13 protein-coding genes are annotated in these 10,867 nt (G+C 35.1%); 5 read left to right on the top strand and 8 right to left on the bottom strand.

What is annotated here, in order from left to right; all coding sequences use genetic code 11:
• Together FHK87_RS07020 and FHK87_RS07015 are read left to right on the top strand one after the other, a co-directional pair.
• Window positions 1-531, top strand: a complete 531-nt coding sequence (locus FHK87_RS07020) for a hypothetical protein (protein ID WP_140591975.1) — start codon at window positions 1-3, stop codon at window positions 529-531.
• 139 nt (window positions 532-670) lie between these two features.
• On the top strand, window positions 671-1,642 hold the full coding sequence (locus FHK87_RS07015) for a hypothetical protein (RefSeq protein WP_226294128.1): 972 nt from the start codon (window positions 671-673) through the stop codon (window positions 1,640-1,642).
• 3 nt (window positions 1,643-1,645) lie between these two features.
• Here the strand turns inward: FHK87_RS07015 and FHK87_RS07010 are convergent, their stop codons facing one another.
• The 8 genes from FHK87_RS07010 to FHK87_RS06970 form a co-directional block, all read right to left on the bottom strand.
• A complete protein-coding gene (locus FHK87_RS07010) occupies window positions 1,646-1,945 on the bottom strand; it encodes a hypothetical protein (protein ID WP_226294127.1) in 300 nt (99 codons plus the stop codon).
• A gap of 70 nt (window positions 1,946-2,015) precedes the next feature.
• Window positions 2,016-2,846, bottom strand: a complete 831-nt coding sequence (locus tag FHK87_RS07005; RefSeq protein ID WP_140591972.1) for a DUF4138 domain-containing protein — start codon at window positions 2,844-2,846, stop codon at window positions 2,016-2,018.
• A 23-nt stretch (window positions 2,847-2,869) separates the two neighbouring features.
• Window positions 2,870-3,808 (bottom strand): conjugative transposon protein TraM, encoded by a 939-nt coding sequence (traM, locus tag FHK87_RS07000; RefSeq protein WP_140591971.1) that lies wholly within the window; start codon window positions 3,806-3,808, stop codon window positions 2,870-2,872.
• A gap of 30 nt (window positions 3,809-3,838) precedes the next feature.
• Window positions 3,839-4,453 carry a conjugal transfer protein TraK gene (locus tag FHK87_RS06995; protein WP_140591970.1) on the bottom strand — a complete coding sequence of 205 codons (615 nt, stop codon included), beginning with the start codon at window positions 4,451-4,453 and terminating at the stop codon, window positions 3,839-3,841.
• Window positions 4,454-4,473: 20 nt separating this feature from the next.
• Window positions 4,474-5,316, bottom strand: a complete 843-nt coding sequence (locus FHK87_RS06990; protein ID WP_140591969.1) for a hypothetical protein — start codon at window positions 5,314-5,316, stop codon at window positions 4,474-4,476.
• A 2-nt stretch (window positions 5,317-5,318) separates the two neighbouring features.
• On the bottom strand, window positions 5,319-5,906 hold the full coding sequence (locus FHK87_RS06985; RefSeq protein WP_140591968.1) for a conjugal transfer protein: 588 nt from the start codon (window positions 5,904-5,906) through the stop codon (window positions 5,319-5,321).
• Window positions 5,907-5,910: 4 nt separating this feature from the next.
• Entirely contained in the window at window positions 5,911-8,313 is a 2,403-nt protein-coding gene (locus tag FHK87_RS06980; protein ID WP_140591967.1) for a TraG family conjugative transposon ATPase, read from the bottom strand.
• 271 nt (window positions 8,314-8,584) lie between these two features.
• Window positions 8,585-8,872 carry a hypothetical protein gene (locus FHK87_RS06970; RefSeq protein ID WP_073243663.1) on the bottom strand — a complete coding sequence of 96 codons (288 nt, stop codon included), beginning with the start codon at window positions 8,870-8,872 and terminating at the stop codon, window positions 8,585-8,587.
• Window positions 8,873-9,109: 237 nt separating this feature from the next.
• Here FHK87_RS06970 and FHK87_RS06965 point away from each other — a divergent pair, with 237 nt between their 5' ends.
• The 3 genes from FHK87_RS06965 (at window position 9,110) to merTP (ending at window position 10,865) form a co-directional block, all read left to right on the top strand.
• On the top strand, window positions 9,110-9,691 hold the full coding sequence (locus FHK87_RS06965; RefSeq protein ID WP_317133538.1) for an N-acetylmuramoyl-L-alanine amidase family protein: 582 nt from the start codon (window positions 9,110-9,112) through the stop codon (window positions 9,689-9,691).
• A 209-nt stretch (window positions 9,692-9,900) separates the two neighbouring features.
• Complete coding sequence (locus FHK87_RS06960; RefSeq protein ID WP_140591963.1) at window positions 9,901-10,275, top strand: ArsR/SmtB family transcription factor; 375 nt, start codon at window positions 9,901-9,903, stop codon at window positions 10,273-10,275.
• Window positions 10,272-10,865, top strand: coding sequence for a mercuric transport protein MerTP (merTP, locus tag FHK87_RS06955; RefSeq protein ID WP_140591961.1), 594 nt, complete (start codon window positions 10,272-10,274; stop codon window positions 10,863-10,865). The genes FHK87_RS06960 and merTP overlap by 4 nt, the downstream gene beginning before the upstream one ends.
• The last annotated feature ends 2 nt before the right edge of the window (window positions 10,866-10,867 follow it).

Below are 10,867 nucleotides of genomic sequence, written 5' to 3'. Positions count from 1 at the left end.
ATGGAAACAAAAGTCATCAAACTCAACTGGGATGAAAACGACATTACTTCGGAATTGCACGAACACATTAAGGAAAATCCACTAAGATTAAAGTGGAGCATCGTTACAAATGTTGAGCAGCATTTGCCTAAAGATAATATAGAAAAGGAAAAGGGTTTTGCAGCGAAACTTCCTAGAATAGACCTTAGATTGGTAACCATAAATTCATCCCTAGAATACGAATACCATATGGAAGCCAAAAACCTCAAGGAAAAAGATTCTGGTTTAAAACGACGATATATTGATACTGGAATTAACAGTTTTGTTACTCATAAATATGAGAACGGATGCCTACTTGGGTATGTACTCGAAGGAGATTTGGACAAAACCGTAAATGGGGTTAATAAACTTTTGAAAAAAGACGAAAGGGAACTTGAATTTTTGAAACCTAAACCCTATCACTTTCACGATAAGTATTACGAATCAGAGCACCCTGACAATATGGTAATAAAACATTTTATGTTTGATTTTACTTCTTTAAATAGTGCCTAAAAGTTTATAAAAGAGGTGTTTTTACTTTCCAAAAAGACTTTAACTAATACCATAATTTCATTTGGAAAATAATACTGAATTATCAAGGGAAATACTCAACGAATTTCTTGAAAGGTGGGACATCGAGACCATCAAATCTATGAAGATAGAACAGTATGTTTCGGTTGGAAACAAAGATACATTCTGCCAATGGTTGGAAACCAAAACTAGAGCTCTGGGAAGTATTAAGGGTATAAATTCTAGCAAGTTTGGAATTTATAAACGAAGTGACCCAAATGCAAATCCAAAAAACTTAATAAACGACAATCTTTATTCCTGGCAACGTTACTATGGAGAGAATAGAAAAGAAGCATTTGAAAACGTAAAAGCTGAAATCTTAAAGATTATTGAATATTCCGAAAAGGGAGACTTTGAAAAAATTGATGATTTACATCTAACTCTTTTTGTAAAATGGAAAATAGCCTATCTCTATTCAAACGAAAGATTGATTCCAATTTTTAAGAAAGCCGTACTTCATAAAATTGCTGAATATTATGGGTTGAATGTTACTAGAAAAACTAAAACTTCTGAAATTCAGAATTTGATTATTGCCAATAAACCATCCCATTTATCAATATATCAATTTGCTGATTTTCTATATGAGAAATTTGGTCGTGATAACGGAAAAACGACAAACACCGGAAAAAAGAGAAAAACTAACAGAAAGGGAACTAAATTGCGAAGTTCATCTAAACAGAAAAGAAGGGGAAGCACCAGTTACATTGCAGAACAAAAACACAACAAAATTCAAGAAATACTACAGAAGCAGCTGGAACAAAAATACGGTAAGGACAACGTTATACTTGAGGAAAATTATGTTGACATAAAAGTTAAATTAGAAAATGAAATTCATTTCTATGAAGTAAAGTCATCGGCCTTTGCCTCTGATTGCATTAGAGAGGGTTTAGGTCAAATAATGTCATATGTGCAAAAGGACGATGACGATAGAACAAAATTATTGTTCATTGCAGGACAGTACCCGCCTAACCAAGATGAAATTGATTATTTGAATTTCGTAAAGAAAAAATTGAAAATCTATTTTGATTATGTTAGTGTTGAACTAAAAGATTAACCATTAAAAAGGCCCTTTCTCTCTCGGTCCTTTGCTCGTCACTTTCCATTGACCATCTTCCTTGATGAGTTTAAAGATACCAGGCTTATTATCATAATTAGAACTGTATTTGACCCACGCAGTATCGGTCTCAATAACTTCATCCGATATTATAACCTTTGCATCATTATCTGCATCTGGCACTAAACCTTGAATCATCATTAAACTATCATAACCATCAGAAGTTGTATGCTTTTTTAAAGTGCCATTATCCTTAGCATAAAAGCTTTCAACAACAATCTTTACAGTTTCTGATGGCGACATATTCTTGGTTTCAGAGCAAGAAATGAATAAAAGTGCGAGTGAGTAAATGACTAATCTTTTCATAATATTATTAATTTGGGTTATTGATATATCTGTGTGATATGTTCAGTTTTAAATTGCGTTCGCCATCTTTCTCGTTCAATTCTAAAATTGCCCTACGGTCATTGGACAATGAGAATTTGGGCATTACATAAACTAACCGTATCATTTCGCCTTCTGCAATTTTTGAAAGCAGATGGTGCTTGTAAATAGGTTCTTGATATAAACTCTGCAAGGATTTCCTTTTCCCTTTTTGTCGAGTCTCGATGGAAAGGTTCAAGAAATTCAAATCGTAATCCAACGTAGAATTATTCTCAATCTGGATGACAAAGTAGAGTTCTTCTTTATCAAAAACAATATTCTCAACGGTCAAGACGATGCCTTGCGTGCACTTCTTAATCCGACCGATGCGTTGGTTTCTGTTAAGAAGATAGGTGCAGAATTTTTGATAATAGTAGGTTCTGTTATCTATATTTTTTTCAGAAGTTACAACCTGAATCGAATCGGCTACGATTGGCTTTTCATTACCAATACTATTTGATAATGGGATAAAATAATTGAGCTTTGACAGCTGCTTTTTATATCTTACAATATACGAAAAAATTGCACCATTTCTATTGACTACCAGTAGATTACTTTCCTTCCCGGGCTTTGCCTGGAGTAATCCAAAATATTGTTCCTTTTCACGATTATAACTGAAGACAAAATTATCCGAACCGGTTATGCCTTGTCGTATTGGTTCTGGAAAAAATAGCGCAACGTTTTTAGTATCGTTTGCATAAATGGTATCTAATGCCACATTTATTTGTGCTTTCGCGAAAGTGGAAATAATGAGAGATGAAATTATAATATACTTTTTCATAAGAGTGCGTTTTTAAATGCCCATTATAGGCCTTGTAATTTTGGTTTTAGAATTAATTTGTAGTTGTTGAGCACAGTCACCTTTACACTTCGATTACGTCGTCTAAATACCTGTGTCAATCCACCGACCTGTGGAACAGTTGGGATATTGATATCACCAATAACATCATCTAAAACTTCTGTGGTAGCTTCTGACCTGAAATTGTTCTGTACATAGATGCCTTCGCTACCATCGAGCAAATCGAATGCCTTTAGCTTGGTAGGATGATGCTTTATGTTCTCAATTTCGATTAAAGCACGATTTGGCTGAAAGCTTATAAAACCAAAAACTGGTGTATTCTTTGGCATCAACTTACCATTAATAGTAGCTGATTTGGTAAGACGCATCCGCAATCTAGTGTTTGCTTTAACAACCTGGTCGCCATCGACAACCACATATATCATTTCATCTGTATTACCAATAATTGAAACTTCATTTGGTTTTGGCGAAGCAGCAAAGAATAATTGATGTTCTAATCCTAATTCTTTGGCTTGAATTTTTTGTTCTCGTTTTATTTCGGCTGAATCGATTTGTTGTGCGCTCTTTTTCACAACTTTCTTTTGCCCTAAGTTTCTGTATTTCTTGTCAGAGTATTGAATTTTACCTGCATTGTATATACTATCCACAATGCGTTCTTTTTCAAGTTCCGGCAAATCCGGATTGTAAAGACCTGTGGAATCCAAAAGTTTTTCATCGTAGATGCTGGGTGCGTTATTCTCGCGCACTTCCTTTAGGTCATTGATAGCATCAAGCTTGGAATCGTATTCTTTTTGGTTTTCGTCCAAGTCCGGAACCAAGGTCTGTTCAAGGTTTTCGTTCTCACTTTCGTCATCGCCCATAACCATCATTGAATAGGAAATGAGAAATATGAAAATCACAGCCAATACCGCAGCAAATACTATTTTGTTTTTTTCTAATTTCATAATTGTGGTTTTTAAATGCCGATTATCGGCTCAACTTTCATCGTTTATCTTTTTTAAGGTGTTCTCGAAATAGTTCGTAATCAACAAGCCGTGTGGGTTGTTTGGAAAGTTTCTATCAACTGGAATTAAATTTCCACTAGAAACGAGTTCGTAGGTGTCAATTATTGAACCTCTATTGATTTCAAATACTGTAATCGTTCTAAAGACGTATATTCCGTTTTGTTCTTCGATTTGTGAATCAATACTTAGTACTTTTTGAACAAGTGAGTATTGCAGCAATCGATTATAGACACCATCGGCTTTTTTCTGACGATACAAGTTGTCCACAGAACTATTGCCTAACCAAAGCGCCTTTTCAAGATTCCGTTCGTAGTTACTGGCATCGATATTATAGAAGTAGTTGTGGAACAGGTCCAAATGCGCCAATGCCTCTACTTTGAAATTTTCTTTTTGGGTAACAAGCTTCAGCGGAATAATACTGCCATCGGTATTAATGGCAAAGGCACTATTAAGTGCTTCTTTATTCGTCTTAAAAGCCATCCAAAGTGAAAAGGTGCTCGATAGCATCGCAAAAATGACAACTGCCAACACGATAAATCGGTTCAACTTTAAGACGTTGTATATGTTCTTATATGGTGTTTTCATATTTATATGTTTAATCTGCCCTAGGCAGTAAATAATCTGAGGGTAAACGATGTGGCGCGTTTATATAATTTGAACTTTAGAAAAACAATGAAACAAACTGACCCTAGCTGAACCACAGGTGCAAAAAAGCCCTGGCCGACATCTGTCCCAAAAAGGTTTGTCCAGAAATTCGTATTGATTTCAGTATAGAGGGCGTTTACAAATACATTAACCAGAAAGAATGCAGGCACCAACATATAAACCGCGGCATATAACTTGAAAAATGTGTAAGCAAGCGAACGGAATTTTTCAAAAACTGCTAGACTTATAACCAGCGGGAAAAAGGCTTGCATTATACCCAATAAAAAGTAGCGTTCAGCAAGAAACAACGGGTAGATGAACAAATCCAAAATCCAAAGGATAAGGCTAATGATAAATGCAAATATTTTGAATCCGTAAAGTGGTGTGACAAGAGCTTCATATAATAAGGCCATTGCCGCTTGAGCGGCCTCTAAAAAATTTATTTCTTCTTCTATAGGAATATCCTGCATCTGTAATGGCAATAAAGCTGGTGCTGTACCACGATATTGCGCTTCTATGGAAACCAAGATGCCATCAAAAAAGCCTAAAACCTGCGTTGAAAATATAACCAGAAGTACAATGGCAAAATTCTTGGTCAATTCCCCCGGACTTAATCCCCAAGTATAACCATCCTTATCCGCAATACCTTCATTATATTTTTTTAGGATATTGACCAGAAAGAACAATACAGCAAGCGTTTTCATTCCTGCAATAGTATATTGCGAAAAGCTACTGTTCTGTATGGTTTGAAATACTGCATCAATGTATTCCAGTCCAATCCCTAAAAGTATGGCTGCGGTCATTATTAGTAATCTGTTTCTCTATTATTAATTTTGTCCTGCATTTTTCTGAAGGAAATGATATTGCGATAGCGTTTTGTTTTTGTATTGATATTAGAAACCATTTCCTTAGATTCTTTCTCTTTCTGTTTTAAAACTTCAGCACGTTCAGCATCTGACATTTTTAGATTATCACTGGATAGGATTTCGCTCATAAAATCAACTGTGTCTAAAGAGTTTTGAACTATGGCATCAAATGATTCCGCAACTCGTGTAACTTCCTCTGGTTTGATATAAGGCGAGTTTAAAATATCCTGCAAATCGTTTTGCATTACATTGATAAGGCGTTGATTGTTAGCTGCTATTTCTTCAACTGCCCTAAGTTGTTGGACAACACTTGACACTTTCTCAATTGCCTCTTTCGCATCTTTCAAGAACTTTACGGACTTGATAAGTTGAGAGGTCTGTTTTGCCGATTCCACAAGCGATTTTACCAAACTGATAAAGTTGGTATTGTCATAAACTGGCATCCCCTGAGCGGTAGCACCGTTAGGCAATAAAAGGGTAATCGTTAAGCATAGCCCGAACAAGATTGTTTTGATTTTTGTCTTCATAATATTATGTTTTAGATGTGAATTGAATTATTGCTTTTTCCATATCGTTATGCTCATTGTAGAGCTTCATTATTTCCTCATTTTCCTGGCCATCGGTTAAGTAAGCTGCATAGACTTCTTTAGGAACTTCAAGCCGAAAGATGTTGCTTTCCTTTCCAATCTTGATAAACATTTCGGTGTACTTCCGTGGTCCGGAAAGATTATTTTTGATGGACTTTAGTTGGTTTAAATCGTGGCTAGATAGATTGAGCCTTTTAACCAATTCGTCATAGCCTTTTTCGTTGTTTAGACTGTAAATGACTTGCGTATTTTCTAAAATACTTGCGGAAGTGGAATTGTTCGGAAGCTGATTGATGGATTGCAGAATAATCCCAATTGCACCATTTTGTTTACGAATGGCCTGGTAGTAGAATTCTACACTTTCAAGTACGTTGTCAAACTTCAATTGCTTGGCAAACTCGTCGAAAAGGATGATACCTTTTTCTGCCCTGTTTTTCCAAATCGTTCTTTGGATAGCTGACTTAATCAGCTTCAACATCACGGACAGGATTTCCTTATTGTCTTTTACTTCATCCAGTTCAAAAACAATCAATCGTTTGTCCTCGATTTTATAAGTCTGGTCTTCGCTGACTTCAAAGAGGAAGCTATATAGACCATCGCCGACATATTCGGACATTACGTGCAGAAAGCTCGTAATATTGAAATAGTCGGGATGGATTTTTAAGGTGTTCAGAAGGTCTTTCTGATTCCTTTCTATAAAGTTGTAGAAACCATCTAAAGAATGATTTTCTGAAGTGTTGTTATAATAATGGCGCAATATCTTTTTGACCGAAACCGATTGTGCTTTGGTAACCTTTAAATCTGAAGCAAAAAGCTCAAACAGAAAGACTGATAAATCTTCCAAGCGTTCGGGTGTCAGGTCATTTGTATTACTTATGTAAAAAGGATTAATGCCCAGATTCTTTCCACTTTCATAGCGAAGCACCGTATATTTTTCGGGATAAAGTTTTGCGAATTTGGTGTAAGAGCCACCCAAATCGATAATGACCAGCCGTACACCACTTTCAAAATATTGGCGCAGAATATTATTGGCCAAAAAGGATTTGCCTTCGCCTGTGGGGGCAAAAATGGCAAAGTTGCGTGCTTTGATACGTTTCTTACGTTCGTCCCAGACATCTTTTAAAACGGGAACATTATGCTCTCTATCATTGAAGATAATTCCAGTAGCATCTGAATTGTAATTGGTGTTATTGATAAACAGACATAAAGCGTGTTTCAAATCCGTTACATATAAATCGTTATTTGAGAAGTTGGATGAAAAACAGCAATAACTATTTAGGATGTAATTCTTTCGTTCTTCGCCTCGTGGATAGTATGGAATGATATCCAGTTCCTTAAACTCGGTTTTGATTTTTGAACCGATTCGACTTAAATTTTCTGGGTTCTTGTCCCAATAGACAATGTTGAGATGACCACGAATAATACGTGCATTGTCATCAGCGTTGATTTGGTCTAGTATGTGCTGAATTTTTCCAAGTACTACCTTATTCTGTGAACCGAAGTTTGAACTTTTGTTGAGTTCCTCAACTTTTTTATCGAGTAGCTTGCGCCACTTCTGTTTGTCATCCAAATACAGGATTTGATTAACAATATGATTCTCATTAAGCGTAAGCCCTAAGCCATCAATAAACCCTTGATGAAATACGAAATCGTCAGAAGTGAATTTCTCATTGGTCTTGCTACTCTGTACACTTTCGCCAAAGCACAGTTCGCTATTGATAGCCAGGGCATCAAAATAGTTTTCGCCAATATTGACGCTTTTTTTATCCAATATGATATCGGTGTCAAACCCTTCGTTAAAGCCATTGAAATAACCATTGGTTAACTGCTGTATTTCTTTCGCTTTTAGCGAAACAAAGGTCATTTTTCGACTATTATTTATAAAGGAAACAGAATCACTAACCGAACCGATGAAGCTCTTAAGGTTGTCATCTAATTGTTGAACAGTGCCTTTTGAAACTTTACGAAAAGGGTTGACATATTTTGAATTATTTAGAGTTTTGTTCTTAGTAAGCGTGAAGAATAGAAAACAACGATGTTCCATATAGTCGCGCCCTTTGAAGTGGTCGTGGGTCGCTTTTTCTAAAAACGTTGTATTCGGAAGTGCTTCTGAAGTATATAACTTTTTAAGGTAGATATCCTGCTTTTGCACTACCGTACCAATTGGCAATGATTTCAAAGCCTGAAACCAAGCACCGTGTATATCTTCAAAGTCTTTTTCCGATAAGGAATAGATTTCTGGCAATGTTCCTTCATAGCATAGGACAACGTTGCCATTATTGGCAAAAATGATATTGTCTTGAATATCCGCAATAGGTTGATATGCCGAAAGATTAATCTTGTTCATAATCGAAACCAGAATTTCTTTTGTTACTAATAATTCTCGGGAAGGCTTTAGCCATTTGAAATAGTTGTGGGTTATGTGTTATTCTCGTTAAGGCTACGTATAGGGCAGCATTAAAAACGAGAACACCAATTATAATCCCGAAACTGAAAGAGAAGATGATAATGAGCAGCGAAGCTAAAATGGACACCATCATTAGTGCAAATAGGGAAATAGGCAGCCCAAAAATGACCGCCCGTTTCCTAATGTTTTTATAGACCTCGAAACGTTTCATTTATACTACGATGCCTATTAAGTATGTGAAGATGCCGACAACTGCCCCAGCAATTAAAACAAACACGAGTACTCTAGTAATTCCTTTTTTAAGGTCTGCGTTTTCCCCAAAGAAATGACCTGCATTAAATAGAAAGCCAACTAGGAAAATAACACCCAATAAAATTGGAAATATGGTTCGTATGGTATCGCCCACATCATTAACGGAATCTTCAATTCCCCCAATTTGAGCAAAAAGCGATGTTGAGAGCAACGATAAAAAAGTTGCTAAGTAGATTGATTTTTTCATAATAAAACTGTTTAGATTTTTTATTCATTTTCTCTTTCTGAAATTTACATATATTTGTTTATAAATAACTGAAAATCAATTATTTGTGTAAAAAATATTATTTGAAATCAATTGAATTTAATTGCTATTATTTGGCATCAAATTCTATGGGTTTTTGAAAGGAATTTGTTGATAACCTGAAAATTGAAAATGAAAAAAGTGCTCAAAAACGTCAGTTTTGTGGTTTTGCTTTTAAAAATGTGCATCGTTTTTGGACAAGAAACCAGCACTCAAAAACGAATTATAATTGACGTCGGACACGGTGGAAAAGATGCTGGTGCGATAGGCATTAATAATATCCAAGAAAAGGATGTTGTACTTAATATTGCTAATACCATTTTGAAGCTAAATAATGAACTGGACAAGCCTCTAGATATTTATTTGACCAGGTATAGTGATACACTTATTTCGCTATCGGATAGAACCAAGCTGGCCAAAGCTCTTAAACCAAATTTGTTTGTCTCTTTACATTGTAACCATTCAGATAATCCTGATGCTAGAGGAATTGAAGTCTATGCTTCACTAAAACAAACGAATCATTCAAAAAAATCTGTGTATTTAGGATATCAAATCGAAAAAGAGATTTGCAAGATAATAGGATATGAAAGTAGAGGTATAAAGTTTGCAAACTTTCTGGTATTAAAAGACACCATAGGCTATTGTGCTTCCATTCTGTTGGAACTTGGGTTCTTATCAAATAAAGATGAAGGAAGCTATATTTCAGATGCTACCAATGTCCAATTCATTGCCAGCACTATTTTATCATCGATACAAAACTAATACGATTATGAAAGATTTATTTTTAGAGATAACCAAAAGTTTAAAAGCCGTTGTGGTACAATTTATTTCTGAAGTGATTTTATTGTATAAATCCTTCAAAAGCTAGATTACTTCCGCTTATCGTAAGCAGCTATATTCAAAGATTCCTCTGTGATTATATTTTATATTTAAGCATTTGCTTAAATAATAAATTAATGTAACTTTGTTTTATGGAAAATAATTCTTGTATAAGACAACAGGCTGATTTAGAACAAATAAATCGTTGTAAAAACACAGTTTCAGAACTAAGCGAATCTTTTGATTATTTAGCGAATGGACTTTCATTGGTTGGGAATAGCGTAAGACTTAAAATACTATACCTGCTCTTTGAAGAAGAGAGACTTTGCGTTTGTGATTTAAGTGATATTCTTGGAATGAACATTTCTGCCATTTCCCAACATTTAAGAAAAATGAAAGACCGAGGTCTTTTGGAAACAGAAAGGGAAGCCCAAACAATTTATTACTCATTAACCTCTGGATATGAAAAACTACTCAATCCGTTTTTTGAAATACTTGATAAGAACAAAGTTTTAGAAGCGATATGAAAAGTGAAAACAAATTAATTGGAGCAGGTTTACTCACAGCAATTACAGCTTCCTTATGCTGTATTACGCCTGTTTTGGCTCTAGTCGCCGGTACAAGCGGAATTGCTTCAACATTCTCTTGGATAGAACCTTTTAGACCTTACCTAATCGGGCTTACGATTTTAGTTCTTTGTTTTGCTTGGTATCTAAAACTAAAGCCTCAAAAAGAAATTGATTGCGAATGTGAAATGGAGGAAAAACCAAAATTTATTCAGTCAAAAAAGTTCTTAGGAATGATAACTGTTTTTGCATTCGTGATGTTGGCATTCCCATACTATTCAAGAATTTTTTACGCAAATACAGAAAAGCAAATTATCGTAGTTAACAAATCAGATATTAAAACGACTGAATTCAAAATCAGCGGAATGACCTGCACAGGTTGTGAGGAACACGTCAACCACGAAGTAAATAAACTGGACGGAATTGTAACCTCAAAAGTATCCTATGAAAAAGGAAATGCAATCATTGAATTTGACAAAACCAAAACTAATGAAACGGAAATTGAGAAAGCAATTAGCTCAACAGGTTATAAAGTGACCGATAAAAAATAAAC

The organism is Aquimarina algicola, assembly GCF_006443095.1.
Taxonomy (GTDB): Bacteria; Bacteroidota; Bacteroidia; order Flavobacteriales; family Flavobacteriaceae; genus Aquimarina; species Aquimarina algicola.
Note: the sequence above shows the minus strand (reverse complement) of the source record. Positions and strands in the feature narration are given on the sequence as shown.

Excerpts from the sequence above, each read along its gene's own strand:
- merTP (WP_140591961.1), top strand. The coding sequence starts at position 10,272 with ATGAAAAGTGAAAACAAATTAATTGGAGCAGGTTTACTCACAGCAATT.
- FHK87_RS06995 (WP_140591970.1), bottom strand. The coding sequence starts at position 4,453 with ATGAAAACACCATATAAGAACATATACAACGTCTTAAAGTTGAACCGA.
- FHK87_RS06965 (WP_317133538.1), top strand. The coding sequence starts at position 9,110 with ATGTGCATCGTTTTTGGACAAGAAACCAGCACTCAAAAACGAATTATA.
- FHK87_RS06960 (WP_140591963.1), top strand. The coding sequence starts at position 9,901 with ATGGAAAATAATTCTTGTATAAGACAACAGGCTGATTTAGAACAAATA.
- FHK87_RS07015 (WP_226294128.1), top strand. The coding sequence starts at position 671 with ATGAAGATAGAACAGTATGTTTCGGTTGGAAACAAAGATACATTCTGC.
- FHK87_RS07020 (WP_140591975.1), top strand. The coding sequence starts at position 1 with ATGGAAACAAAAGTCATCAAACTCAACTGGGATGAAAACGACATTACT.
- FHK87_RS06970 (WP_073243663.1), bottom strand. The coding sequence starts at position 8,872 with ATGAAAAAATCAATCTACTTAGCAACTTTTTTATCGTTGCTCTCAACA.
- FHK87_RS06985 (WP_140591968.1), bottom strand. The coding sequence starts at position 5,906 with ATGAAGACAAAAATCAAAACAATCTTGTTCGGGCTATGCTTAACGATT.
- FHK87_RS06980 (WP_140591967.1), bottom strand. The coding sequence starts at position 8,313 with ATGAACAAGATTAATCTTTCGGCATATCAACCTATTGCGGATATTCAA.
- FHK87_RS06990 (WP_140591969.1), bottom strand. The coding sequence starts at position 5,316 with ATGACCGCAGCCATACTTTTAGGGATTGGACTGGAATACATTGATGCA.
- traM (WP_140591971.1), bottom strand. The coding sequence starts at position 3,808 with ATGAAATTAGAAAAAAACAAAATAGTATTTGCTGCGGTATTGGCTGTG.
- FHK87_RS07010 (WP_226294127.1), bottom strand. The coding sequence starts at position 1,945 with ATGTCGCCATCAGAAACTGTAAAGATTGTTGTTGAAAGCTTTTATGCT.
- FHK87_RS07005 (WP_140591972.1), bottom strand. The coding sequence starts at position 2,846 with ATGAAAAAGTATATTATAATTTCATCTCTCATTATTTCCACTTTCGCG.